This is a genomic window from Pseudomonas nunensis (assembly GCF_024296925.1).
Lineage (GTDB): Bacteria > Pseudomonadota > Gammaproteobacteria > Pseudomonadales > Pseudomonadaceae > Aquipseudomonas > Aquipseudomonas nunensis.
In genome coordinates this window covers 6,061,481-6,087,217 of record NZ_CP101125.1, presented here as the reverse complement: position 1 = coordinate 6,087,217, position 25,737 = coordinate 6,061,481, and the positions used below count along the sequence as shown (strand labels likewise).

At 57.0% G+C, this 25,737-nt stretch carries 15 protein-coding genes, 2 tRNA genes and 4 rRNA genes; 11 read left to right on the top strand and 10 right to left on the bottom strand.

Annotated features, from left to right (window positions below):
- Positions 1–8 precede the first annotated feature (8 nt).
- The 4 genes from NK667_RS26680 to NK667_RS26665 form a co-directional block, all read right to left on the bottom strand.
- Positions 9–1,445, bottom strand: a complete 1,437-nt coding sequence (locus tag NK667_RS26680) for an NAD(P)(+) transhydrogenase (Re/Si-specific) subunit beta (RefSeq protein ID WP_054617214.1) — start codon at positions 1,443–1,445, stop codon at positions 9–11.
- Positions 1,445–1,768 (bottom strand): NAD(P) transhydrogenase subunit alpha part 2, encoded by a 324-nt coding sequence (locus tag NK667_RS26675; RefSeq protein WP_007947884.1) that lies wholly within the window; start codon positions 1,766–1,768, stop codon positions 1,445–1,447. The genes NK667_RS26680 and NK667_RS26675 overlap by 1 nt, the downstream gene beginning before the upstream one ends.
- A 15-nt stretch (positions 1,769–1,783) precedes the next feature.
- Positions 1,784–2,905 (bottom strand): Re/Si-specific NAD(P)(+) transhydrogenase subunit alpha, encoded by a 1,122-nt coding sequence (locus NK667_RS26670; RefSeq protein WP_054617215.1) that lies wholly within the window; start codon positions 2,903–2,905, stop codon positions 1,784–1,786.
- A gap of 435 nt (positions 2,906–3,340) precedes the next feature.
- On the bottom strand, positions 3,341–4,240 hold the full coding sequence (locus tag NK667_RS26665; RefSeq protein WP_054617216.1) for a LysR family transcriptional regulator: 900 nt from the start codon (positions 4,238–4,240) through the stop codon (positions 3,341–3,343).
- 157 nt (positions 4,241–4,397) lie between these two features.
- On the opposite strand from NK667_RS26665, the gene NK667_RS26660 reads away from it, so the two are divergent.
- From NK667_RS26660 to NK667_RS26620, 9 genes are all read left to right on the top strand, one after another.
- Positions 4,398–5,579, top strand: coding sequence for an acyl-CoA dehydrogenase (locus NK667_RS26660; RefSeq protein ID WP_054047906.1), 1,182 nt, complete (start codon positions 4,398–4,400; stop codon positions 5,577–5,579).
- Between the two features lie 13 nt (positions 5,580–5,592).
- Positions 5,593–6,813: a CaiB/BaiF CoA transferase family protein gene (locus NK667_RS26655; protein ID WP_054617217.1), complete on the top strand. Its 1,221-nt coding sequence runs from the start codon at positions 5,593–5,595 to the stop codon at positions 6,811–6,813.
- Positions 6,814–7,442: 629 nt separating this feature from the next.
- Positions 7,443–8,981, top strand: a 16S ribosomal RNA gene (locus tag NK667_RS26650).
- Positions 8,982–9,064: 83 nt separating this feature from the next.
- Positions 9,065–9,141: transfer RNA gene (locus NK667_RS26645), tRNA-Ile, on the top strand.
- Positions 9,142–9,151: 10 nt separating this feature from the next.
- Positions 9,152–9,227, top strand: a tRNA-Ala gene (locus tag NK667_RS26640).
- A 238-nt stretch (positions 9,228–9,465) separates the two neighbouring features.
- Positions 9,466–12,357, top strand: a 23S ribosomal RNA gene (locus NK667_RS26635).
- Between the two features lie 176 nt (positions 12,358–12,533).
- Positions 12,534–12,649 (top strand): 5S ribosomal RNA (rrf, locus tag NK667_RS26630).
- Positions 12,650–12,757: 108 nt separating this feature from the next.
- A 5S ribosomal RNA gene (gene rrf, locus NK667_RS26625) occupies positions 12,758–12,873 on the top strand.
- The 16S, 23S and 5S rRNA genes sit together here with 2 tRNA genes alongside, the layout of an rRNA operon.
- A 304-nt stretch (positions 12,874–13,177) precedes the next feature.
- Positions 13,178–15,058, top strand: coding sequence for a methyl-accepting chemotaxis protein (locus NK667_RS26620; RefSeq protein ID WP_054616621.1), 1,881 nt, complete (start codon positions 13,178–13,180; stop codon positions 15,056–15,058).
- Positions 15,059–15,204: 146 nt separating this feature from the next.
- Here the strand turns inward: NK667_RS26620 and NK667_RS26615 are convergent, their stop codons facing one another.
- The 5 genes from NK667_RS26615 to NK667_RS26595 form a co-directional block, all read right to left on the bottom strand.
- Positions 15,205–15,672: an SRPBCC family protein gene (locus NK667_RS26615; protein ID WP_054050349.1), complete on the bottom strand. Its 468-nt coding sequence runs from the start codon at positions 15,670–15,672 to the stop codon at positions 15,205–15,207.
- Positions 15,673–15,694: 22 nt separating this feature from the next.
- The gene (locus NK667_RS26610) at positions 15,695–19,105 is read right to left on the bottom strand and encodes a non-ribosomal peptide synthetase (RefSeq protein ID WP_054616620.1); all 3,411 of its coding nucleotides are present in this window, start codon (positions 19,103–19,105) and stop codon (positions 15,695–15,697) included.
- Positions 19,106–19,118: 13 nt separating this feature from the next.
- Complete coding sequence (locus tag NK667_RS26605; RefSeq protein ID WP_054050345.1) at positions 19,119–20,048, bottom strand: diiron oxygenase; 930 nt, start codon at positions 20,046–20,048, stop codon at positions 19,119–19,121.
- Positions 20,045–20,821, bottom strand: coding sequence for a DUF3050 domain-containing protein (locus tag NK667_RS26600; RefSeq protein ID WP_054050343.1), 777 nt, complete (start codon positions 20,819–20,821; stop codon positions 20,045–20,047). The genes NK667_RS26605 and NK667_RS26600 overlap by 4 nt, the downstream gene beginning before the upstream one ends.
- 784 nt (positions 20,822–21,605) lie before the next feature.
- Complete coding sequence (locus tag NK667_RS26595) at positions 21,606–22,316, bottom strand: GntR family transcriptional regulator (RefSeq protein ID WP_054050342.1); 711 nt, start codon at positions 22,314–22,316, stop codon at positions 21,606–21,608.
- Positions 22,317–22,583: 267 nt separating this feature from the next.
- On the opposite strand from NK667_RS26595, the gene lapG reads away from it, so the two are divergent.
- Together lapG and lapD are read left to right on the top strand one after the other, a co-directional pair.
- Positions 22,584–23,276, top strand: a complete 693-nt coding sequence (gene lapG / locus NK667_RS26590) for a cysteine protease LapG (protein ID WP_054050339.1) — start codon at positions 22,584–22,586, stop codon at positions 23,274–23,276.
- A gap of 14 nt (positions 23,277–23,290) precedes the next feature.
- Positions 23,291–25,237: a cyclic di-GMP receptor LapD gene (gene lapD / locus NK667_RS26585; RefSeq protein ID WP_054616619.1), complete on the top strand. Its 1,947-nt coding sequence runs from the start codon at positions 23,291–23,293 to the stop codon at positions 25,235–25,237.
- A 135-nt stretch (positions 25,238–25,372) separates the two neighbouring features.
- Here the strand turns inward: lapD and NK667_RS26580 are convergent, their stop codons facing one another.
- Entirely contained in the window at positions 25,373–25,711 is a 339-nt protein-coding gene (locus NK667_RS26580; RefSeq protein ID WP_054050336.1) for a hypothetical protein, read from the bottom strand.
- Between the last annotated feature and the right edge of the window lie 26 nt (positions 25,712–25,737).

The following is a 25,737-nucleotide window of genomic DNA, read 5'->3' as shown; positions in this document are numbered from 1 at the left end:
AGCAGGTTTTACTCGACGGCTTTCACCATGTCTTCAATGACCTTTTTAGCGTCACCGAAGACCATCATGGTTTTGTCGAGGTAGAACAGTTCGTTGTCCAGACCGGCATAGCCGCTGGCCATCGAGCGCTTGTTGACGATGATGGTCTTGGCCTTGAACGCCTCGAGAATCGGCATGCCGGCAATCGGCGATTTCGGATCGTTCTTGGCGGCCGGGTTGACCACGTCGTTGGCGCCCAACACCAGCACCACATCGGCTTGGCCGAACTCGGAGTTGATGTCTTCCATCTCGAACACCTGGTCGTAAGGCACTTCGGCCTCGGCCAGCAATACGTTCATGTGGCCAGGCATCCGACCGGCAACCGGGTGGATCGCGTATTTCACGGTCACGCCGCGATGGGTCAGCTTCTCGGTCAGTTCTTTGAGCGCGTGTTGCGCCCGAGCTACCGCCAGGCCGTAGCCCGGAACGATGATCACGGTGTCAGCGTTGGTCAGCAGGAAGGTTGCGTCGTCAGCCGAGCCGGACTTCACCGGGCGGGCTTCTTTCGAACCTGCAGGGCCGGCCGCATCCGCCGTATTGCCGAAACCGCCGAGCAACACATTAAAGAAGGAGCGGTTCATCGCCTTGCACATGATGTACGAGAGGATCGCACCAGACGAACCCACCAGCGAACCGGCAATGATCAGCATCGAGTTGTTCAGCGAGAAGCCGATACCCGCTGCGGCCCAACCGGAGTAGCTGTTGAGCATCGACACGACGACAGGCATGTCCGCGCCGCCAATCGGGATGATGATCAGCACGCCCAGCACGAAGGCCAGGGCCAGCATCAGCGCGAAGGCACTAAGATTGCCGGTCAACATGAAGGTGATGCCCAGCGCCAGTGTCGCCACGCCCAGCAGCAGGTTCAGCTTGTGCTGGCCGCCGAACTGTACCGGTGCGCCCTGGAACAGGCGGAACTTGTACTTGCCCGAGAGCTTGCCGAACGCGATCACGGAACCGGAGAAGGTGATTGCACCGATGGCCGCGCCGAGGAACAGTTCCAGACGGTTACCGGCAGGAATCGCATCACCCAATTGCTTGACGATACCCAGCGATTGCGGCTCAACCACCGCAGCGATCGCAATGAACACCGCCGCCATACCGATCATGCTGTGCATGAAGGCGACCAGTTCCGGCATCTTGGTCATTTCAACGCGCTTGGCCATGATCGAGCCGGCGGTGCCGCCGATCAGCAGGCCGACGATAACGTAGCCAATACCAGCGGTAGCCAGCTCAGCGCCCAACTTATAGATGAGGCCGACGGTGGTGAGGATCGCCAGCGCCATGCCGAGCATGCCGTACACGTTGCCGCGCCGCGACGTGGTTGGGTGCGACAGGCCTTTGAGGGCCTGGATAAAGCAGATCGACGCGATCAAGTAGAGCGTCGTGACAAGATTCATGCTCATTACTTAGGCGCCTCTTCTTTTACGACTTTCGGGGCTTTTTTCTTGAACATCTCGAGCATCCTGCGGGTAACCAGGAAGCCACCAAACACGTTGACTGCCGCCAGAGCCACCGCCAAGGTGCCCATGGTTTTGCCCAGTGGCGTCACGGTCAGAGCCGCGGCCAGCATGGCACCGACGATCACGATCGCCGAGATCGCGTTGGTCACCGCCATCAAAGGCGTGTGCAGTGCAGGTGTAACGTTCCAGACCACGTGATAACCGACATAAATCGCCAGCACGAAGATGATCAGGTTGTAGATACCGGGGGAGATAAGCTCTTCCATCGTCTGAATCCCTGCTTAGGCGTTTTTGCGGATGACTTGGCCGTCGCGGCACATCAGGCACGCGGCGACGATGTCGTCTTCTAGGTTCACTTCGAACTGGCCTTCTTTGTTGAAAACCAGCTTCAGGAAGTCCAGCAAGTTGCGGGCGTACAGCGCCGAAGCATCTGCGGCGACTTCACCGGCCAGGTTGGTCGGGCCGCAAATGGTCACGCCATTCGCAACGACCACTTGGTCAGCCACGGTCAGCGGGCAATTGCCGCCCTGGGCTGCGGCGAGGTCGATGACCACCGAGCCAGGCTTCATCTGCGCCACGGTTTCAGCGCTCAGCAGCGTTGGTGCCTTGCGGCCCGGGATCAGTGCAGTGGTGATGACGATGTCCGCCTGCTTGGCGCGTTCGTGCACGGCCAGGGCCTGGCGCTGCATCCAGCTGGCGGGCATTGGACGCGCGTAACCGCCGACACCGACGGCGCATTCACGCTCTTCATCGGTCTCGTAAGGTACGTCGACGAACTTGGCGCCAAGGGATTCGATCTGCTCTTTTACTGCCGGACGCACGTCGGACGCTTCGATCACCGCACCCAGGCGTTTCGCCGTGGCGATCGCCTGCAAACCGGCCACGCCAGCGCCGAGAATCAGCACGCGCGCCGCTTTCACGGTGCCCGCCGCCGTCATCAGCATCGGCATGAAGCGCGGATAGTGGTGAGCCGCCAGCAACACGGCTTTATAGCCGGCAATGTTCGCTTGGGAGGACAGCACATCCAGACTCTGAGCGCGGGAGGTGCGCGGCGCGGCTTCCAGCGCGAAAGCGGTAATGCCGCACTCGGCCAGCTTGGCGATGGTTTCATTGCTGAACGGGTTGAGCATGCCGACGACAACGGTGCCGCTCTTGATCAGAGCCAGCTCGCTGTCGCTGGGGGCGACCACCTTGAGAATCAGCTCGGCACCAAATGCATCGTTGGCGCTGCCAATGGTTGCGCCTGCCGCTTCATAGGCACTGTCGACAACGCTGGCTTTAACGCCGGCGCCGCTTTGTACAGTGACCTTATGACCCTGGCCGATCAGCTTTTTGATGGTTTCCGGGGTTGCAGCAACCCGTGTTTCACCCGTTTGGGTTTCGAGAGGAACACCAATGTGCACGTCAAATCTCCTGCGTGATCTTATTGAGTAAACCCAGGCACTTCGGATGGTGCGGCTGGGGCGGCCGATCAGCACGATCCCGCCAAATCAGGGCGGGGCGCGGCATTTTGCAGGCGAACTTTGTGCCCTTCAAGGGATTATGACGGGTGACGGAAAATTAACTACAAGTCACCCCGTGACCGAATGTCGCAACTAGCCGGATCAATCCCTTGCAGGCCGTGCCTTGTAAGGATTCTGGTCGAATTTCAATAATTTACACATCGGCGCCGTGAATGAGAGGTCATTGCCTCTAAATAGAGGCTCAAGGCCACGACTTCAGGCGCTTGTGGGACGTTTGTACTGCATGTCGGTACAGTCTATGAATATGCGACAAATACTTATATCTGTAGTGTTTTGATTTTGCTGACTACGAGGTCAGTTAATCGGCGTTAGCCTTTATCCCTCTAGGCTGTAGCCATGTGCCTGATTCACCAGCCAGTCGCGAAAAGCCCTTAAAGAGGCCGATTCGACCTTTCGCTCAGGAATCATCAGGTAATAAGCCTTGATGCTCGACAGGGCTTGGGGATTGGCAATCACCAGGCGCTTCTCCGCCAATTCACGCTGAATCAGAAACGGTGGAATCAACGCGATCCCCATGTCGTGCATGGCCGCCTGGGCGAGCATGGAGAATAGCTCGTAACGCGGGCCTGTCATGTCGCGAGGGATATTCAGGTTCTGGGAATTGAACCACTGGCGCCACGCGTACGGGCGGGTGGTCTGTTGCAGCAGGGGTAATTCCGCGATGTGAGCGGGTGTCAGATTTGTCTTCTTGCCCAGTAGGGCGGGGCTGCACACCGGCATCGGGTTTTCTCCCATCAGCCTGTGGGATTCCGTACCCGACCAATCCGCATCGCCGAAGTAGATCGCAGCATCAAACTCGGTGTCGGCAAACAGAAAGGGCCGTGTGCGGTTAGTAAGGTTGACCGTTACTTCCGGGTGTTTGTGCTGGAAGTCCTTGAGTCGCGGCAGCAGCCATTGGGTGCCGAAAGTTGGCACCACTGCCAGCTCGATGACGTTGGTGCCTTGCTGGCCCATCACCGACAGTGTGTCCCGCTCCACGGCATCGAGTTGCGTGGCCACGCGACGGCTGTAGGAAAGCCCGGCTTCTGTCAGCTTCACTCCGCGCCGTGAGCGTCGGAACAGTTCGACGCTGAGGAACTCCTCGAGGCTGGCGATCTGTCGGCAAATCGCACCCTGGGTGAGGGAAAGTTCCTGTGCGGCCTTGGTAAAGCTCTCATGGCGCGCTGCCGCTTCGAAGCTGATCAGGGCCGTTGTGCTGGGGATTTTCCTGCGCATGTACGTGAACCTCACTAATACATCGCATTAATGACCTTTCGCGATGTTTCGGAGTGAGAAATTAGCACAACAGTATGCGAAATCCTCGTTTGCCGAGATGGCTAACCGGGCCTAGGATCAGTCCACGTTATTTGACCCGATTCGAGAGGACACACTCATGGGCGGTAAAGCTAGCTTCAACTGGATCGATCCCCTGCTGCTGGATCAACAGCTCACCGAAGAAGAACGCATGATCCGCGACACCGCCGAGCAGTTCGCTCAGCAGAAGCTCGCGCCGCGCGTTCTGGAAGCTTTCCGCCATGAGAAGACCGACATCGCGATCTTCCGTGAGATGGGCGACGTGGGCCTGTTGGGTGCGACCATTCCTGAGGAATACGGTGGCAGCGGCCTGAACTACGTCAGCTACGGCCTGATCGCTCGTGAAGTCGAGCGCGTCGACTCCGGCTATCGCTCGATGATGAGTGTGCAGTCCTCGCTGGTAATGGTGCCGATCAATGAATTCGGCACTGAAGCGCAAAAGCAAAAGTACCTGCCAAAACTGGCCACTGGCGAATGGATCGGCTGCTTCGGTCTGACAGAGCCAAACCACGGTTCCGACCCGGGCGCGATGATTACTCGTGCACGCAAAGTGGAAGGCGGCTACAGCCTGACCGGCAGCAAAATGTGGATCACCAACAGCCCGATCGCCGATGTGTTCGTGGTCTGGGGTAAGGATGATGCCGGCGACATCCGCGGTTTCGTATTGGAGAAGGGCTGGAAAGGCCTGAGTGCTCCGGCGATTCACGGCAAGGTTGGCTTGCGTGCGTCCATCACCGGCGAAATCGTCATGGACAACGTGTTTGTCCCTGAAGAGAACATCTTCCCGGATGTCCGTGGCCTGAAGGGTCCGTTTACCTGCCTCAACTCTGCGCGCTACGGCATCTCGTGGGGCGCACTGGGCGCAGCCGAGTTCTGCTGGCACACCGCTCGCCAATACACCCTGGATCGTCAGCAGTTCGGTCGCCCATTGGCTGCCACTCAGTTGATCCAGAAGAAGCTCGCCGACATGCAGACCGAAATCACCATGGCATTGCAAGGTTGCCTGCGTCTGGGACGTATGAAGGATGAAGGCACGGCGGCGGTCGAGATCACTTCGATGATGAAGCGTAACTCCTGCGGCAAATCCCTGGATATCGCGCGCATGGCCCGCGACATGCTGGGCGGCAACGGTATCTCCGACGAGTTCGGCGTTGCGCGCCACTTGGTTAACCTGGAAGTGGTGAACACCTACGAAGGTACGCATGACGTGCATGCGCTGATCCTCGGTCGCGCGCAGACCGGCATCCAGGCGTTCTATTAATAGGAGAACGGCCATGGGCGCGCTTTCGCATCTACGGGTACTGGATTTATCGCGGGTGCTGGCCGGGCCTTGGTCCGGGCAGATCCTGGCGGACCTTGGCGCTGAAGTGATCAAGGTCGAGCGCCCGGGCAATGGCGACGACACGCGCGCCTGGGGGCCTCCGTTCCTTAAAGACGCTTATGGCGAGAACACCAGCGAGGCTGCCTATTACTTGTCGGCCAATCGCAACAAACAATCGGTAACCATCGACTTCACCCGACCGGAAGGCCAGAAGCTGGTGCGTGATCTGGCGGCGAAGTCGGACATCCTGATCGAGAACTTCAAGGTGGGTGGCCTGGCGGCTTATGGGCTGGACTATGAATCGCTCAAGGCGATCAATCCGGATCTGATCTATTGCTCGATCACCGGGTTTGGCCAGACCGGGCCTTACGCTAAGCGCGCGGGTTATGACTTCATGATCCAGGGGTTGGGCGGCTTGATGAGCCTGACGGGGCGACCTGAAGGTGATGAGGGCGCCGGGCCGGTGAAAGTCGGCGTAGCGCTGACGGATATTTTGACCGGGCTCTATTCGACGGTAGCGATTCTGGCGGCACTGGCGCATCGGGATCATGACGGTGGCGGCCAGCATATCGATATGGCGTTGCTGGATGTGCAAGTGGCTTGTCTGGCGAACCAGGCGATGAACTACCTGACTACCGGCAATGCGCCTAAGCGCCTTGGGAATGCGCACCCGAACATCGTGCCTTATCAGGATTTTCCTACGGCGGATGGCGACTTTATTCTCACCGTGGGTAACGACGGGCAGTTTCGCAAGTTTGCCGAGGTGGCGGGTCAGCCGCAGTGGGCAGATGATCCGCGCTTCGCTACCAACAAGCTGCGCGTGGCCAATCGGGCGGTGCTGATTCCGCTGATTCGCCAGGCGACGGTGTTCAAGACTACTGCTGAGTGGGTGGTGCAACTGGAGCAGGCGGGTGTGCCGTGTGGGCCGATCAATGATCTGGCGCAGGTGTTTGCAGATCCGCAGGTTCAGGCGCGCGGGTTAGCTATAGAGTTACCCCATGCATTGGCTGGAATGGTGCCTCAGGTGGCGAGTCCGATCCGGTTGTCTGAGACGCCTGTGGAATACCGCAATGCGCCTCCTTTGTTAGGGGAGCACACGCTGGAAGTGTTGCAGCGGGTGTTGGGTCTGGATGCTGGTGCGGTGGCTGCTTTCAAGGATGCTGGGGTGCTTTAAGGTTCCTTCTATATAGAAGCGTTTGTTTTAAAGAGGGAGTCGGGCTCTTTTCCGGGCTTTTGCAAGTTATTGATAGAAAAGCAAAATCAGTGCTTGACGGCAGATTCTGGAAGTCTATAATTCGCCCCACTTCCGGTGCAGTCGAAACGGAAAACTCCTTGATAAACAAAGAGTTATGCGGTTTTCGACAGCGGATTGCTTCAGATTATCGAGGCCCCGAAGGAGTTGGTTGAGTGGTGTTGTGTGGCTCGATTGACGGTTCGGTCTTCTCGGTCGAAAGCGGAACAAAAGAGGTGTTGACAGCAGCGAGTAACGCTGTAGAATTCGCCTCCCGCTAACGAGAGATCGAAAGCGCAAGTGGTTGAAGTTGCAGAGGAAACTTTGAAAACTTCTTAAAATAACCGCTTGACAGTAACTGGCGCTGCTGTAGAATGCGCGCCTCGGTTGAGACGAAAGAATCAACCCACCGCTCTTTAACAACTGAATCAAGCAATTCGTGTGGGTGCTTGTGGAGTCAGACTGATAGTCAACAAGATTATCAGCATCACAAGTTACTCCGCGAGAAATCAAAGATGTAACCAACGATTGCTGAGCCAAGTTTAGGGTTTCTTAAAAACCCAAAGATGTTTGAACTGAAGAGTTTGATCATGGCTCAGATTGAACGCTGGCGGCAGGCCTAACACATGCAAGTCGAGCGGCAGCACGGGTACTTGTACCTGGTGGCGAGCGGCGGACGGGTGAGTAATGCCTAGGAATCTGCCTGGTAGTGGGGGATAACGCTCGGAAACGGACGCTAATACCGCATACGTCCTACGGGAGAAAGCAGGGGACCTTCGGGCCTTGCGCTATCAGATGAGCCTAGGTCGGATTAGCTAGTTGGTGAGGTAATGGCTCACCAAGGCGACGATCCGTAACTGGTCTGAGAGGATGATCAGTCACACTGGAACTGAGACACGGTCCAGACTCCTACGGGAGGCAGCAGTGGGGAATATTGGACAATGGGCGAAAGCCTGATCCAGCCATGCCGCGTGTGTGAAGAAGGTCTTCGGATTGTAAAGCACTTTAAGTTGGGAGGAAGGGCATTTACCTAATACGTAAGTGTTTTGACGTTACCGACAGAATAAGCACCGGCTAACTCTGTGCCAGCAGCCGCGGTAATACAGAGGGTGCAAGCGTTAATCGGAATTACTGGGCGTAAAGCGCGCGTAGGTGGTTTGTTAAGTTGGATGTGAAATCCCCGGGCTCAACCTGGGAACTGCATTCAAAACTGACAAGCTAGAGTATGGTAGAGGGTGGTGGAATTTCCTGTGTAGCGGTGAAATGCGTAGATATAGGAAGGAACACCAGTGGCGAAGGCGACCACCTGGACTGATACTGACACTGAGGTGCGAAAGCGTGGGGAGCAAACAGGATTAGATACCCTGGTAGTCCACGCCGTAAACGATGTCAACTAGCCGTTGGGAGCCTTGAGCTCTTAGTGGCGCAGCTAACGCATTAAGTTGACCGCCTGGGGAGTACGGCCGCAAGGTTAAAACTCAAATGAATTGACGGGGGCCCGCACAAGCGGTGGAGCATGTGGTTTAATTCGAAGCAACGCGAAGAACCTTACCAGGCCTTGACATCCAATGAACTTTCCAGAGATGGATTGGTGCCTTCGGGAACATTGAGACAGGTGCTGCATGGCTGTCGTCAGCTCGTGTCGTGAGATGTTGGGTTAAGTCCCGTAACGAGCGCAACCCTTGTCCTTAGTTACCAGCACGTCATGGTGGGCACTCTAAGGAGACTGCCGGTGACAAACCGGAGGAAGGTGGGGATGACGTCAAGTCATCATGGCCCTTACGGCCTGGGCTACACACGTGCTACAATGGTCGGTACAGAGGGTTGCCAAGCCGCGAGGTGGAGCTAATCCCAGAAAACCGATCGTAGTCCGGATCGCAGTCTGCAACTCGACTGCGTGAAGTCGGAATCGCTAGTAATCGCGAATCAGAATGTCGCGGTGAATACGTTCCCGGGCCTTGTACACACCGCCCGTCACACCATGGGAGTGGGTTGCACCAGAAGTAGCTAGTCTAACCTTCGGGAGGACGGTTACCACGGTGTGATTCATGACTGGGGTGAAGTCGTAACAAGGTAGCCGTAGGGGAACCTGCGGCTGGATCACCTCCTTAATCGACGACATCAGCTGCTCCATAAGTTCCCACACGAATTGCTTGATTCATTGAAGAAGACGATAAAGAAGCAGCCCGAAATTGGGTCTGTAGCTCAGTTGGTTAGAGCGCACCCCTGATAAGGGTGAGGTCGGCAGTTCGAATCTGCCCAGACCCACCAATTTTGTTATGGGGCCATAGCTCAGCTGGGAGAGCGCCTGCCTTGCACGCAGGAGGTCAACGGTTCGATCCCGTTTGGCTCCACCACTACTGCTTCTGTTTGTTGAAAGCTTAGAAATGAGCATTCCAATGTGAATATTGATTTCTAGTCTTTGATTAGATCGTTCTTTAAAAATTTGGGTATGTGATAGAAAGATAGACTGGACGTTACTTTCACTGGTAACGGATCAGGCTAAGGTAAAATTTGTGAGTTCTCTTAATTGAGAAATTCGAATTTTCGGCGAATGTCGTCTTCACAGTATAACCAGATTGCTTGGGGTTATATGGTCAAGTGAAGAAGCGCATACGGTGGATGCCTTGGCAGTCAGAGGCGATGAAAGACGTGGTAGCCTGCGAAAAGCTTCGGGGAGTCGGCAAACAGACTTTGATCCGGAGATGTCTGAATGGGGGAACCCACCTAACATAAGTTAGGTATCTTAAGCTGAATACATAGGCTTAAGAAGCGAACCAGGGGAACTGAAACATCTAAGTACCCTGAGGAAAAGAAATCAACCGAGATTCCCTTAGTAGTGGCGAGCGAACGGGGACTAGCCCTTAAGTGGCTTTGAGATTAGCGGAACGCTCTGGAAAGTGCGGCCATAGTGGGTGATAGCCCTGTACGCGAAAATCTCTTAGTCATGAAATCGAGTAGGACGGAGCACGAGAAACTTTGTCTGAATATGGGGGGACCATCCTCCAAGGCTAAATACTACTGACTGACCGATAGTGAACTAGTACCGTGAGGGAAAGGCGAAAAGAACCCCGGAGAGGGGAGTGAAATAGATCCTGAAACCGTATGCGTACAAGCAGTGGGAGCCCACTTTGTTGGGTGACTGCGTACCTTTTGTATAATGGGTCAGCGACTTATTTTCAGTGGCGAGCTTAACCGAATAGGGGAGGCGTAGCGAAAGCGAGTCTTAATAGGGCGTCTAGTCGCTGGGAATAGACCCGAAACCGGGCGATCTATCCATGGGCAGGTTGAAGGTTGGGTAACACTAACTGGAGGACCGAACCGACTACCGTTGAAAAGTTAGCGGATGACCTGTGGATCGGAGTGAAAGGCTAATCAAGCTCGGAGATAGCTGGTTCTCCTCGAAAGCTATTTAGGTAGCGCCTCATGTATCACTGTAGGGGGTAGAGCACTGTTTCGGCTAGGGGGTCATCCCGACTTACCAAACCGATGCAAACTCCGAATACCTACAAGTGCCGAGCATGGGAGACACACGGCGGGTGCTAACGTCCGTCGTGAAAAGGGAAACAACCCAGACCGTCAGCTAAGGTCCCAAAGTTATGGTTAAGTGGGAAACGATGTGGGAAGGCTTAGACAGCTAGGAGGTTGGCTTAGAAGCAGCCACCCTTTAAAGAAAGCGTAATAGCTCACTAGTCGAGTCGGCCTGCGCGGAAGATGTAACGGGGCTCAAACCATACACCGAAGCTACGGGTATCACTTAGGTGATGCGGTAGAGGAGCGTTCTGTAAGCCTGTGAAGGTGAGTTGAGAAGCTTGCTGGAGGTATCAGAAGTGCGAATGCTGACATGAGTAACGACAATGGGTGTGAAAAACACCCACGCCGAAAGACCAAGGTTTCCTGCGCAACGTTAATCGACGCAGGGTTAGTCGGTCCCTAAGGCGAGGCTGAAAAGCGTAGTCGATGGAAAACAGGTTAATATTCCTGTACTTCTGGTTATTGCGATGGAGGGACGGAGAAGGCTAGGCCAGCTTGGCGTTGGTTGTCCAAGTTTAAGGTGGTAGGCTGGAATCTTAGGTAAATCCGGGATTCTAAGGCCGAGAGCTGATGACGAGTGTTCTTTTAGAACACGAAGTGGTTGATGCCATGCTTCCAAGAAAAGCTTCTAAGCTTCAGGTAACCAGGAACCGTACCCCAAACCGACACAGGTGGTTGGGTAGAGAATACCAAGGCGCTTGAGAGAACTCGGGTGAAGGAACTAGGCAAAATGGCACCGTAACTTCGGGAGAAGGTGCGCCGGTGAGGGTGAAGCATTTACTGCGTAAGCCCATGCCGGTCGAAGATACCAGGCCGCTGCGACTGTTTATTAAAAACACAGCACTCTGCAAACACGAAAGTGGACGTATAGGGTGTGACGCCTGCCCGGTGCCGGAAGGTTAATTGATGGGGTTAGCTAACGCGAAGCTCTTGATCGAAGCCCCGGTAAACGGCGGCCGTAACTATAACGGTCCTAAGGTAGCGAAATTCCTTGTCGGGTAAGTTCCGACCTGCACGAATGGCGTAACGATGGCGGCGCTGTCTCCACCCGAGACTCAGTGAAATTGAAATCGCTGTGAAGATGCAGTGTATCCGCGGCTAGACGGAAAGACCCCGTGAACCTTTACTATAGCTTTGCACTGGACTTTGAATTTGCTTGTGTAGGATAGGTGGGAGGCTTTGAAGCGTGGACGCCAGTTCGCGTGGAGCCAACCTTGAAATACCACCCTGGCAACTTTGAGGTTCTAACTCAGGTCCGTTATCCGGATCGAGGACAGTGTATGGTGGGTAGTTTGACTGGGGCGGTCTCCTCCTAAAGAGTAACGGAGGAGTACGAAGGTGCGCTCAGACCGGTCGGAAATCGGTCGTAGAGTATAAAGGCAAAAGCGCGCTTGACTGCGAGACAGACACGTCGAGCAGGTACGAAAGTAGGTCTTAGTGATCCGGTGGTTCTGTATGGAAGGGCCATCGCTCAACGGATAAAAGGTACTCCGGGGATAACAGGCTGATACCGCCCAAGAGTTCATATCGACGGCGGTGTTTGGCACCTCGATGTCGGCTCATCACATCCTGGGGCTGAAGCCGGTCCCAAGGGTATGGCTGTTCGCCATTTAAAGTGGTACGCGAGCTGGGTTTAGAACGTCGTGAGACAGTTCGGTCCCTATCTGCCGTGGACGTTTGAGATTTGAGAGGGGCTGCTCCTAGTACGAGAGGACCGGAGTGGACGAACCTCTGGTGTTCCGGTTGTCACGCCAGTGGCATTGCCGGGTAGCTATGTTCGGAATAGATAACCGCTGAAAGCATCTAAGCGGGAAACTAGCCTCAAGATGAGATCTCACTGGGACCTTGAGTCCCCTGAAGGGCCGTCGAAGACTACGACGTTGATAGGTTGGGTGTGTAAGCGCTGTGAGGCGTTGAGCTAACCAATACTAATTGCCCGTGAGGCTTGACCATATAACACCCAAGCAATTTGCTTGCTTCGAGCTGAAAGGCGAAAGAGCACCAGATTGCGGTGTGTGAAGACGAAACGAACCGAAAGTTCGAAACTGCTCACAAAACACCGAGATCTATCACATACCCATTCGCTGGAGCGTAAACCCGCAAGGGCAAACGAGCCGGCTCCCGAATTTCTTGACGACCATAGAGCATTGGAACCACCTGATCCCATCCCGAACTCAGCAGTGAAACGATGCATCGCCGATGGTAGTGTGGGGTTTCCCCATGTGAGAGTAGGTCATCGTCAAGATTAAATTCCGAAACCCCTATCTGCGTATGCAGGTAGGGGTTTTGTTTTAGTAGAAGTCACCGTTTTTTGCTGGCACGTTACTGCGGTAACGGGCTGGTCACAGAATTTCTTGACGACCATAGAGCATTGGAACCACCTGATCCCATCCCGAACTCAGCAGTGAAACGATGCATCGCCGATGGTAGTGTGGGGTTTCCCCATGTGAGAGTAGGTCATCGTCAAGATTGAATTCCGAAACCCCTGTCTGCTAACGCAGACAGGGGTTTTGTCGTTTTGGAGCAGATAAATCTTCAAGCGACAGTAAGGGCTTAAAGCTAATCCAGAATCTCTAGCACGCCGTTCGGCGGGAAGACGCCACGAATCCCATCCATTTCAGACAATCCCCTAAGATTTCTCCTGATCGTGCCGAAAGACTGGTGAGACATGCGTGCACCAAAGTAGAGCGGCCTCAGAAAGCCGTCTGCGCTGTTACATGGAATGTTGCAATCCGGAACGCATCCCCACTTTTTGCATAAGAAGTCCCATGAAATGAATCTCAAGTTCAGCCATAAAATCCTGCTGGCCGCTTCAGGCGTCGTGGTGCTGGCTTTTGCGTTGTTCACTTTGTACAACGACTATTTGCAGCGAAATACTATTCGGCAGAATCTCGAATCCTCCGTCCAGCAAGCCGGTGACTTGACCGCCAGCAGCGTGCAGAACTGGATGAGTGGCCGCGTACTGGTGCTAGAGAACCTGGCACAGAACGTCGCCCATCAAGGTGCAAACGCCGATCTGCCAGGATTGGTTGATCAACCGGCCTTCACCTCGAACTTCCAGTTCACTTACGTCGGCCAGGCCAACGGTGTATTCACCCAGCGCCCGGACGCGAAGATGCCGGATGGCTACGATCCACGTCAGCGCCCTTGGTACAAACAAGCCGTTGCGGCTGACAAGACCATGCTGACCCCGCCTTACATGGCTGCGGTCGGCGGTCTGGTGGTGACCATCGCTTTGCCGGTGAAAAAGAACGGCGAACTGCTCGGCGTTGTCGGCGGTGACCTGAGTCTGGAAACCTTGGTCAAGATCATCAACTCGGTAGACTTCGGCGGCATCGGTCATGCGTTCCTGGTCAGCGCGGACGGTCAGGTAATCGTCAGCCCGGACAAAGATCAGGTGATGAAGAACCTGAAAGACATCTACCCAGGCTCCAACGTGCGCATCGAGAAGGGTAATCAGAACGTCACTCTGAACAAGCAAGACCGCATCCTCTCGTTCACCCCGGTCACCGGTTTGCCGAACGCCGAGTGGTACATCGGTCTGTCAATCGACAAGGACAAGGCCTACGCCCCGCTGAGCCAATTCCGCACCTCGGCATTGATCGCGATGTTTATCGCCGTGAGCGCCATTGCAGTGCTGCTGAGCCTGCTGATCAACGTGCTGATGCGTCCGCTGACCACCATGGGCCGTGCGATGAAAGACATCGCCCAGGGTGAAGGTGACTTGACCCGTCGTCTGGCCGTGGAAAGCAAAGACGAATTTGGTGAACTGGGTGGTGCGTTCAACCAGTTCGTGGAACGGATTCACGCATCGATTTCCGAAGTGTCCTCAGCGACCCGTCAGGTCCATGACCTGTCGCAACGCGTCATGGCATCGTCCAACGCCTCGATCATTGGTTCCGACGAACAAAGTGCCCGCACCAACAGTGTGGCTGCTGCGATCAACCAACTCGGTGCCGCAACCCAGGAAATTGCGCGCAACGCCGCTGATGCTTCGCAACACGCCAGCGGCGCGAGCGAGCAGGCCGACGACGGTCGTCAGGTGGTGGAAAAAACCATCCTGGCCATGACCGAGTTGTCGCAGAAAATCAGCCTGTCCTGCACCCAGATCGAAACCCTTAATGCCAGCACCGACAACATCGGGCACATTCTGGATGTGATCAAAGGCATCTCCCAGCAAACCAACCTGTTGGCCCTGAACGCGGCCATCGAAGCGGCCCGTGCGGGTGAAGCCGGTCGTGGTTTTGCGGTGGTGGCGGATGAGGTGCGTAACCTCGCTCATCGCACCCAGGAGTCGGCAGAAGAGATCCACAAAATGATCACTTCGTTGCAGATCGGTTCTCGCGAAGCGGTGACCACCATGAACGCCAGTCAGGTCTCCAGCGAAGAGAGCGTCGAAGTGGCGAACCAGGCCGGTCTGCGACTGGTCAGCGTGACCCAGCGCATCGGCGAAATCGACGGCATGAACCAATCGGTGGCCGCGGCAACTGAAGAGCAGACCGCAGTGGTGGAAACCCTCAACGTCGACGTCAACCAGATCAACCTGCTGAACCAGCAAAGCGTGGCCAACCTCAATGAAACATTGAAGGATTGCGATGCTTTGTCATTGCAGGCGAATCGGTTGAAGCAGTTGGTCGACAGCTTCAAAATCTGATTGGGGTCAGTTGGACCGCGTTATCGTTCTTCGCGAGCAAGCCCGCTCCCACAGGTTGACCGGATTCCTTCAGAAGGAATGAAGTCAAAATGTGGGAGCGGGCTTGCTCGCGAAAGCGGCACATCAGTCACCGCCAAACTGAAGCCTTACGCAAACAGCTTCAACACATTGTTCATCGCATCATCAGCAAACCCCTGCACAAACTCCTTGAACCCCGGCAACGCCTCGGCGCCGCCCTGGGCAGGTTCGGCGATGATGGTCCAGGTCGCTCGAGACTTACCCGCCCCCAGAGACTCTACATTCATCGCCGCCCACAAATTGGCCACACCCAAGGTGTTGTAGATCGTGGTCCAGGTCATGCTTAGCGCCTGGTCGTCCCGGGAGTTGAGTTGCTCGACCACCAGGTTGCCGTCCTTGAAGAATTTCTTGCGCAAGGACGACACACCTTCGCCGGTCATTTCGATGTGCGACAGCGCCGGGATGAATTTATCGAAGCCGGCAAAGTTGCCGACCACCGCCCAGACTTTCGCCGCATCCGCAGGCACGTCTACCGAAGACGCTACGTGGCAGCCGTGAGGGTTTTTGATCAGGGTATCGGGTTGCAGGGTTTTCATGGTCTTGCTCCAGTGGGTTGGGTCAGATGAAGTTGATTTCTTTGAGGTAGTCGCAACCGCGACGCAGCAGCGCCGGGGATTTTTGTGGGTAATGCGCGCCCATCTGCCGGACGCCGGCCTGGGCGTTGTCGTGGCCGATCATCGAGATGTCGCCGATGTCTTCTTCAAAGCCGTTGAGGTAGAAACCCAGCACGCCGAACAACGCGTTGTCGCTGTCGACCCGGCCCAGTTGCTGCTGCCAGTCGGCGACGCTGACCATCGAGAATTCCCGACCGGCTTCGCGAAACGAATCGACGTAGGCATCCCAGCTCAGCGGCTCGGGGTTGTGCAGGTTGAACACTGCATGTTCCGGCTGATAACGACTGGCATGGAAGGCGATAAAACGGGCGAGAAAGTCCACCGGCATCAGGTCAAAGTTCAGCGAGAACTCCGGCACCTGGCCGAGCTGGATCGAGCCCTTGAGCATCAGCATCAAGCGATTCTTGTGCGGCTGGCACACGCCCGTGAGGCTGTTGAAACTGATATTGCCGGGGCGATACAGATTGACCCGCACGCCGCGCTCCCGAGCCCGCTCAAGGATCCGCTCGCCGACCCATTTGGACAGGTTGTAGCCGTTCTTGATGTAGATCGGCGGGGTCTGCGCGGCGGGCAATTCAAGCACCCGGCCATCGTCAGAAATCGTGCTGGAGGCCGAAAGCGTCGAGACGAAGTTGAAGATCTTCTTGCTGCGCCCTTCACACAGGCGTAGGCACTCGAAAATCGGTTCAACGTTATCCCGCGCCAGCGACTCGTAATCGAGCACGTGATTGACGTTGGCCGCGTTGTGCACCAGCGCACCGAACTCCCGGTCCAGTCGCTCGTAGACCTCCTGCGCGAGCCCCAAGGAAGGACGCGTGATATCCGCTGAATAAACCCGCACCCGATGCAGGTCCAGGTGCTCCAGACGGTTCTCGCGCAGAGCCTGGGCGAAGCGTTCCGCCGCCGATTGCCCACCGCCATCGCGTACCAGGCAGGCCACCTCTGTGGCGCCCCAGGCCAGCAACGCTTCGACGATGTGTACACCAACAAAACTGTTGGCCCCGGTGACGATCACCTTGTGCACATCGCCCATGCGGCTGACCGGCAGCGGCTGCACATCCAGCTCACGAAAAGCATCGGCCATGGCCTGCGCGCTCAGCACTTCCTCGGTACCCGAGCCGCGAACCAACGTCGCCAATTTCGCGATCGTCGGCAGCTCGATAAAGCGGTTGATCGAGATGCTGCGCCCGAACTCCTCACGCAGTCGTAGCAACATCCGCGACAACAGAATCGAGTGACCGCCCAGATTGAAGAAGCTTTCGTCGGTGGAAATATCGCTCGCCGGCAGTTCCAGCAATTCGGCCCAGATCTCCAGCAAGAGCTCTTCATCGGCACTGGTGGGCAAACGCCGAGCGCTGTTCTCCAGCACGTTAACCGGCAGCGCCAGCAGCGCCTTGCGATCAACCTTGCCGTTACTGGCAAACGGCATGCTCTCCAGCTCAGTCCACGCACCGGGTTGCATGTAGTCCGGCAAGAATTGCACGGCGTGGGCCTTCAGCGCTTCGCGAGCGGCGCCGGGTTGGTCTTCCTGGGGCTGGGCGAGGAACGCCAGAATCCGTCGCTGACTGTCGATGACCACCGCCACTTGCCGGTAGAGCTGACTGTCCCGCAGGCAACGTTCGATCTCCTCCGGCTCGACCCGGAAGCCGCGGATCTTCACCTGATTGTCGCGCCGTCCGCACAGTTCGATACCGTCGCGTGTCCACTTCGCCATATCGCCGGTACGGTAGGTACGCAGGCGTTCACCTTTCGGCAGGCTCAGCTCCAGATAGCGCTCGGCAGTTTGCTGCGGGTTGTTCAGGTAACCCAGGCACACCCCCGGGCCGACGATGTACAACTCGCCGACGGTCTGCTCGGCCACCGGTTGAAAGTCTTCATCGAGAATCAGCACTTGGCTGTTGGCAATCGGGCCGCCGAGGGTGCGGTTGTTGTCGCCGGGTCGCAGTTGCCGCGCGGTGATCAGCACCGTGGCTTCGGTCGGGCCGTAGAGGTTGTAGAGGTTGCCCTGGCGCGTCAGTTGCTCGATGACGTAGGGCTCGCAAACGTCGCCGCCGGTCATCACGTGATCCAGCACTTGCAACTGATCCAGCGGCAAAATGCTTAACAGCGCCGGCGGCAGGAAAGCGTGGCTCAGCTGTTGATTGCGGATCAGCGCCACCAGTTGCAGCGGATCACGGCGCTGGTCGTCGCTGGGCACGATCAACTCGGCGCCCTGTAGCAGCGTCGGGAAAATATCGATCAGCGACGAGTCGAAACTCAGCGACGAAAACTGCAATGCCCGACTCTGTTCGTTCAGTTGCACATAGTCGGCGTACCACGCGGTGAAGTGCGCGAGGTTGGCCTGGCTGAGCAGCACGCCTTTCGGGTGCCCGGTGGTGCCGGAGGTGTAGAGCGCCATGCACGGTGCATCGAGCGCCGGCCGCTGACGCATCAACGGTAGATCGAAATCCACGTCACCACAGTCGATACGGCTGATATCCAGCCCCGGCATCTGATCCGCCAGAGGATGCTCGCCGTCATGCAGCAATAACACCGCCCCGGCGTTTTCCAAAATGTACTGCTGACGTTGTAGCGGATGGCTCGGCTCCAGCGGCAGGTACACCGCACCGCTGCCGAGAATCGCCAGAATCCCTGCATACAACGCGCTGCATTTCGGCAGGCAAATACCCACCACCAAGGAGCCTTGATGCTGATCAAGCAACGGCTGCAGACGCTGCTGAATCGCACGGCTTTGAGCATGCAGCTGGCGATAGCTGAGGGAAGTGCCGGCGATATTCAGTGCAGGTCGTTCGGCGCATTGGATAAAGCGCTGTTCAAGCCGCTCGATCATCGGGATCCGGCCCAGTTGCAGCAGCCCTTCGTGCGCGGTCATGTTGAGCTGATGGATGAAGGCCAGATGCTCGAGAAACAGCAGGTTTTCTACTCGATCAAAATCAACCGGTGCCGCCGTTTCGGTTAACTGGAAATACTCGGCATCCCGGGAAAACCGGCTGACCAGCAACGCCACGTGATCCACCAGTTCTGCCACCGCCCGCAGGCGCAGGGCCTGGCCGTTACCGGACGATTCTTCGGCAATCGGCACGCGAGTGAACAGCGTCGAACCGAACGCGCACAGCAAGTCCAGAATTGGCAGCCCCAAAGACTCACTAACACCCAGTTGCAGCGTCAATCGCGGTACATCGCCAAAGTCGGCAAACGCCAGACTGGCGTCATCGATGACTAAATCGACGTTGCTTAACGCTCGCTCACTCGAAGCAGCCTGCCGCACCAGTGAATGTCCATGTTGTTCGAGCTCCAGCGCCAGGTCGTTCAAGGCCTGGCTCTGCCCTATAAGCACAATGTCGAGACGTCTCATGATGTTCTCCTCGTTAAACCAGGTAGTCGCTCAGAGCTTCTTGAACGCACGGCGAATCGAGCAGCGAACTGCTGCGAAAAAACCGCACGATGTTGGCAACCAACGGGTGATGGCGATTGATCGGGAAGGCCAGGCCCGAGACTTCGCTCTTGAGTGCGCGGCGTGCAGCGTCACTGACCTGCAAGGAATCGATCAGGCGAAAGTCGAAGGACTTTTGAATGTCGTTGGTCAGGTAGTGGCCGATAAACACCGGCAGGATTTGCGCGATGCATTGGCGGTCGGCGTCGCTCGCGGTGTGCCAGTAGATGCGCACCATTCGCGCCCAAAAACTGGAGTGGCGGCCTTCGTCCAGCAAGTGGTCGGCCATCAGACCCTTGATCGATTGCTTGACCGTGTCGTCCTTGGCAAACGCAGCCACATCGCCGGTCACGGTGTTCTCGGCGATAGCCACGCAGATCAATTCCACAGCGCTGCGCAAGTGTTCCGGGGCGAGCGCGACTGCTGCCGGAATCGCCCGGCTCAACTCGATTTCATCCGGCAGTTCGATCGGCGTGATGCCGGTCATGGCCACGGTCTGCTGCATGAAATCCATCGCCACCAAGGCGTGGTAATCCTCGTCTACCACCACGGTCATGGCGTCGTAGCGGCAGGCGAACGGGAAGGCCACGGCGAAGCGGTTTTTGGCGATGCTGCGCGCGGTCTTGTCGACGATCTCGGTTTCGAAAATCACCACGTCGTTGATGAACTTGTAGAGCGTCTGCACCAGGGCAAAGTCCCGTTGTTCGGGGCATTCGCGCAGGAAGGTTTCGCTCAGCACCAGGGGCTGGCGGCTCAACGGGTAGATCAGTTTGTCGTCGTTCTCCAGCACGCGCCGGGGCCGGGTGCGGATGGTGGCGCGGCTCTCCCAGGCGTCAGCGAAGGATTGGTAATCGGCGGCGTTCATGCGCTCACCTCGCCGACGGTTTCGCTCATGCTGACGCGCAAGCCATCCCACAGGGCGATGCGGCTTTCCACCGCGGCGATGGCGCTGGCGTACACATCTTCCTGACGTTGCGGGTCGCCATCGACCAGCCGGGCGAGGAGTTTCTCAGCCGCCGGGCCGTGGTCTTCGGAATCGACTTCGATGTGGCGTTCCAGGTAATAACGGAAGGTCGGGGCTTGATCGAGGCCAATGCCCCAGTCGTCGAGAATCCGCTGGAACATCTGCGGGATCACGCTTTCCCGGCCATGCAGAAACACGGCGGCAACGCTATGACCCGGCGCATGCAGCGCGGTGTGCAAGGTGTGGCGCACGAACTGTGCAGCGGCGGGATCGATGTCCACGCTTTGCAGCGCCACATCGTAGCTCACGCCTTCTTTCTGCAACGCGACGAAGCGCTCTACCGCGACGGTACTTGCACCGACTTCGCGCATCGCGTCCAGGTACAACTCGAAATGGCTGTAGTGACCATTGGCGGGACGATCATCGGACTCTTCGCCGAGCACAATCTCGTTGATCAGCCGCGCCGCTTGCGGATCTCGCGGTGGCAACCAAGGCAACTGCACGCAGGTCAGTTCCTGCTGCAGGCGCTTGGTCAGCGACATAAAGTCCCAGACGGCAAACACATGGGTTTCCATGAAGCGTTGCAGGATCGACAACGAATGTATTTCGCCAAAGATCGGGTGAGCGCTAAGTTCTGCTTTCTTTTGGTTGAGACGGTCTTTAGTCGGTTTCATGGCGAGCCTATAAGTAAATTGGAAATACCAATGGGAGATGTAAACAACTAGCGATAGTGAGTAGATGTTTTGTCTGGGCGAGCGGAGGCCTCAATCGAATTGATGTATGTGAGTGGTGAGACAGTCTTTGCGGCACCGCGTAAGGATTGGACTTGAGCCTTGCTGGCCTGGATCCAATGGCGGCGGAGAAAAACTAATACATCAATAAAGTTCCCGGCAAGTTATTTTTATATTATTTGTAAGTTCAACTTTATCGGGCGCGACAAGTTTCAATAAAACTTTTGATTTAAGTTTTATTTGGGTGAAGTTACTCCTTCCGACTTATATAAGTCAGAATCGAATAAGAGAGTGAATGCCTCACTCAAAGTAACTTTCAAACTGTGATCGCTGGTGTCATCTGAGGGGATGGAAGTTGGCCGGGAATACGCCATTTACTTCCTTTCCCGTGGCAAGACTCCTTCCGTAGGTTCTTGGTGCGCAGTCGGCTCCCGCGGGTGCGGTGCGTCTGCGTTCATTGTTGAGTTGGCAGGCCCAAGAGTGAGCGTAATTGACGGTAGCCGCTATCGTTGCTGCGGCATTCGTTGGCTGCAATTATCGGGATTGAGAAGAAGTTGCCAGGCGGGCTCCGGGCACGCAGGAGTGGCATTGTTCTAGCGGGTTGGTATGAGCGAAGGGGGGATTTGTAAGCAGGCTTTTCGCCGAATGACCCAGGACAGGTTCAGCGACACATTGCGGCAAGCGCTGGCGAGCACATTCGATGTGCTCGCGCGTGCCTGGGGGCGGTTTATCTCGAGTTTTTCTTGCCTTGGGCGCCGGTGCTGTCGAGGTAGCGTGTGATGACCTCGACACCGCGATTGAGGTGATGCTCAAGCAGCTCGACCGCCAGCCCGATGTTCCGGTCTTCAACGGCGCGTAACAAACTGCGGTGATCTTCCTGGGACAGCTTGCCCAGGCCCATCGCCTCAAGGTTGAAGCGCAGGAAGCGCTCTTCTTCGTTCAATCCGTCTTCGACCAGTCGCAACAGCCGGCGATTGGGCGCCTTGCTGTACAGTGCCATGTGGAACAGGCGATTGAGCCGACCTATCTCGGTGTAGTTGTGTTCGGTTTCCAATTCGTCGATGTAGCGCGCAGCCAGTTCGAAATCGGCGGCGTCGAGCAAGGGAATCGAACGGCGCAATGCTTCGGATTCCAGCAAGATCCGCAGTTCATAGGTTTCCGTCGCATCACCCTGTACCAGCGCAGCGACCACGGCGCCTTTATGGGCGACGACATTGAGCAGCGATTGCGCTTCGAGCTGGCGCAACGCTTCGCGTACCGGCATGCGGCTGACGCCGAACAGGTCCGCCAGGTCTTGCTGGCGCAATGCTGTGCCGCAAGGTATGCGTCCGTCGAGAATGGCCGAACGCAGGGTTTCTTCGATCACCGAACGCGCCAGGTGAGCGGGAATCGGCCCGTTGACCTTGATGCTGTTCAGAGGATTGGGCTTCTGTGTCACTACTACGCACCCTGCATGACTGAAGTTGTTTTTGGATCCAAATGGACACTAGTGACTGTTATACAGGTTGTCAAACCTTGTAAAAGATCGCAGCAACATCTGTCGCGCCCGTAGCTCTTGTAGCGCTTGCTACAGGTTGTGATCTTTTTATGACTACTGACATTCCAAGTCTAGCGCGCTGGCAGTGATCTCACCGTGCCATTGTCTTTTATCGGCCTAACCTGCACCATCAACCGATTTCCACCTGCCTACCCTGGATGCCTCGCATTGGCGGTACGTTTCGCAATCCCCCGGATGTTGCGCTGGCTGTGCTGCGCGCTGCTGCTGGCCGGCGTCATGCTGGGCGGGTTGCATGCCGACTGGGATTTTTCCCTGATCAGCCGCCGTGCCCAGGCCATTTACGGGCCATTGGGCGAGGGGCAGCAACGCATCGATGCCTGGCAGCGTTTGCTGGCCACCCAGAAGCAGGTCGGCGAGATGGAAAAGCTTAATGTGGTGAACCAGTTCTTCAACAAACAGATGCGCTACGAAGAAGACATCGATCTGTGGCACGAGGTCGATTATTGGGAAACTCCCATCGAAGCCTTGTGGAAGGGCGCCGGCGACTGCGAAGACTACGCCATCGCCAAGTATTTCAGCCTGCGTCATCTTGGGGTTTCCAGTGACAAGCTGCGCATCACTTACGTCAAGGCGTTGCGTTTGAACCGGGCGCACATGGTGTTGACCTACTATTCGACACCCGAGGCAATGCCGCTGGTACTCGATAGCCTGATCAACGAGATCAAACCGGCCAGCCAACGAACCGATTTGCTGCCGGTCTATTCTTTCAATGCCGAAGGCTTGTACCTGCCCGGTGCCAAGGGCAACAAGAAAGTCGGTGACACCAAGCGCCTGTCCCGTTGGCAGGATGTGTTGAAAAAAATGCAGGCCGAAGGATTTCCGGTCGAGACGACTAACTAGGAGCACGCGCTCAGATGTCTTTGTTCAAACAGCTGTTGATCGCTATATGCCTGTTCCTTGTGGTCGCCTTCACCGGCAGCTTCATGGTCAGCCTGGAGAGCTCGCGCACTCAGTACGTCAACCAGTTGCGCTCCCACGCCCAGGACGCCGCCACGGCGCTGGCACTGTCACTGACGCCAAACATCGACGACCCGGCGATGGTCGAGTTGCTAGTCAGTTCGATCTTCGACAGCGGCTACTACGCGAGCATCCGCGTGGTCGACCTCAAGACCGACCAGACCATCGTCGAGCGCAGCGGCATTCCGGCGGTGAACAATGTGCCGGACTGGTTCGTCAAAATGATCGGACTGGAAGCGGCTGGCGGCGATGCACTGGTCAGCCGTGGCTGGGAACAAGCTGCAAGGGTTGAGGTGGTCAGCCACCCGATGTTCGCCCTGGCCAAGCTGTGGCAGAGCGCGCTCGGGAGTCTGGGCTGGTTGCTGATCTGCGGCGCGGTGAGCGCGGTGCTGGGCGCGTTGCTGCTGCGTCGGCAATTGAAGCCGCTGGACTACATGGTCAAGCAATCCCACGCCATCGCGCGCCGGGAATTCCTCAGCCTGCCGGAACTGCCGCGCACCCCGGAACTGCGCCGTGTGGTGCAGGCCATGAACCAGATGGTCGAGAAGCTCAAGGCGCTGTTCCAGGAGCAGGCCGAGCGCAGTGAAAAACTGCGGGTCGAGTCCTATCAGGACAACCTCACGGGCCTGGCCAACCGACGCTATTTCGAAATGCAATTGAACGCCCGGGTAAGTAACCCGGAGCAGGCCAGTTCCGGTTATCTGCTGCTGTTGCGGGTCAAGGACCTGGCCGGTCTGAACCAGCGCCTGGGCGGGCAACGTACCGATGATTTGCTGAAAGCGGTGGGCGAGCAGTTGTCCCGCGAGTGCGCCAAATACCCGGAAACCCAGAACCTCGTCACGCGGATTCGCGGCGGTGAATTCGCCGTGTTGGCGCCGGGTCTGGTGCGCGAAGAAGCGCTGCAACTGGCGCAGAACCTCGACAGTGCGCTGGCGAGCCTGCATGCGACCGGCGCCACCGACGTGGCCACAGTAGCGTCCATCGGGCTGGCGCCGTTTGCCCATGGCGACTCGCCGCAAGCGGTGCTCGGCCTGGCGGATCAGGCGTTGGCGCAGGCCGAAGGCCAGGGCGAGCAGAGCTGGGCATGCCTGGATCACAGTGCTTCGGCGAATGTCGGGGATGACCATCATGCGTGGCACACATTGCTTGATGGGGCATTGAATCAGCAGCGTTTCGAGTTGTATTTCCAACCGGTGGTGGCGAGTCAGGACACCGCGCTGGTGCTGCATTACAAGGTGCTGTCGCGTTTGATCGACGATCAGGGCCAGACCATTCCCGCCGGGCGCTTCCTGCCATGGCTGGAGCGCTTTGGCTGGACGGCGCGGCTCGATCGGCTGATGTTGGAATTGGTCCTGGAGCAGATGGCCGGGCATGAAGAATCGCTGGCGCTGAACTTGTCTTCAGCGACCCTGGCGGATCCGCAGGCGCTGAATAGAGTCTTCGAGATTTTGCGTCAGCATTCAAATCTGGGTGAGCGCCTGACACTGGAAATCGGTGAAGAGCAGTTGCCCGAGCAAGCGGTGCTGGAGCAGTTGACGCGGCGTCTGCGCGAACTTGGGTTCTCCCTGAGCCTGCAGCGGTTTGGCGGGCGGTTCAGCATGATCGGCAACCTGGCGCGACTGGGGTTGGCCTATCTGAAGATCGACGGCAGCTACATCCGGGCGATCGATCAGGAGAGCGACAAGCGTCTGTTCATCGAGGCCATCCAGCGCGCGGCGCACAGCATCGACCTGCCGCTGATTGCCGAGCGGGTCGAGACCGAAGGGGAGTTGTCAGTGATTCGCGAGATGGGCTTGTATGGGGTTCAGGGACAGTTGTTTGGTGAGCCCAAGCCTTGGCGGTGAGGCTGCTGCCGTCATCGCGAGCAAGCTCGCTCCCACAGTGGATTGATGTTGACCACACAACCTGTGGTCAACCCAAAACCCTGTGGGAGCGAGCTTGCTCGCGATAGCGTCAGTGCAAACGATACAGGTCAGGGTCTAGATCAATCCTGTCTCATCATCATCGATCAAGTGACTCAACCCACCCAACGCTTCCCGGGCCTGGGTCCGGTCCATCAGTTTGGCTTGGGCGGCGGCCGGCAGGTCGGTGACGCGGATCACGCCTTTGCTGGTCAGCACCTGGATCAAGTCGTCGAGTACCCGGATCATTTCCAGGTCGCTCTGCTTGAGCTGCTTGAGGCTGGTTTCCATCACTTCGTTGGCGTACCAGGCCTGGATTTCATGGTTGTCGGCCGGCAGTGTTTCCGTGGCCTCGGCGTAGGCCGCGGCTTCCACGCGCACCAATTGGCCTTGCGCATCGCGTTGCACGTAAAACATTGAGCATCCCTCAGAAATGGACCAGC

What these genes read in the sequence shown, in the direction of transcription:
- NK667_RS26680 (WP_054617214.1), bottom strand. Translation starts at nt 1,445, where the DNA reads ATGAGCATGAATCTTGTCACGACGCTCTACTTGATCGCGTCGATCTGC.
- NK667_RS26675 (WP_007947884.1), bottom strand. Translation starts at nt 1,768, where the DNA reads ATGGAAGAGCTTATCTCCCCCGGTATCTACAACCTGATCATCTTCGTG.
- NK667_RS26665 (WP_054617216.1), bottom strand. Translation starts at nt 4,240, where the DNA reads ATGCGCAGGAAAATCCCCAGCACAACGGCCCTGATCAGCTTCGAAGCG.
- NK667_RS26660 (WP_054047906.1), top strand. Translation starts at nt 4,398, where the DNA reads ATGGGCGGTAAAGCTAGCTTCAACTGGATCGATCCCCTGCTGCTGGAT.
- NK667_RS26655 (WP_054617217.1), top strand. Translation starts at nt 5,593, where the DNA reads ATGGGCGCGCTTTCGCATCTACGGGTACTGGATTTATCGCGGGTGCTG.
- NK667_RS26620 (WP_054616621.1), top strand. Translation starts at nt 13,178, where the DNA reads ATGAATCTCAAGTTCAGCCATAAAATCCTGCTGGCCGCTTCAGGCGTC.
- NK667_RS26615 (WP_054050349.1), bottom strand. Translation starts at nt 15,672, where the DNA reads ATGAAAACCCTGCAACCCGATACCCTGATCAAAAACCCTCACGGCTGC.
- NK667_RS26610 (WP_054616620.1), bottom strand. Translation starts at nt 19,105, where the DNA reads ATGAGACGTCTCGACATTGTGCTTATAGGGCAGAGCCAGGCCTTGAAC.
- NK667_RS26605 (WP_054050345.1), bottom strand. Translation starts at nt 20,048, where the DNA reads ATGAACGCCGCCGATTACCAATCCTTCGCTGACGCCTGGGAGAGCCGC.
- NK667_RS26600 (WP_054050343.1), bottom strand. Translation starts at nt 20,821, where the DNA reads ATGAAACCGACTAAAGACCGTCTCAACCAAAAGAAAGCAGAACTTAGC.
- lapD (WP_054616619.1), top strand. Translation starts at nt 23,291, where the DNA reads ATGTCTTTGTTCAAACAGCTGTTGATCGCTATATGCCTGTTCCTTGTG.
- NK667_RS26580 (WP_054050336.1), bottom strand. Translation starts at nt 25,711, where the DNA reads ATGTTTTACGTGCAACGCGATGCGCAAGGCCAATTGGTGCGCGTGGAA.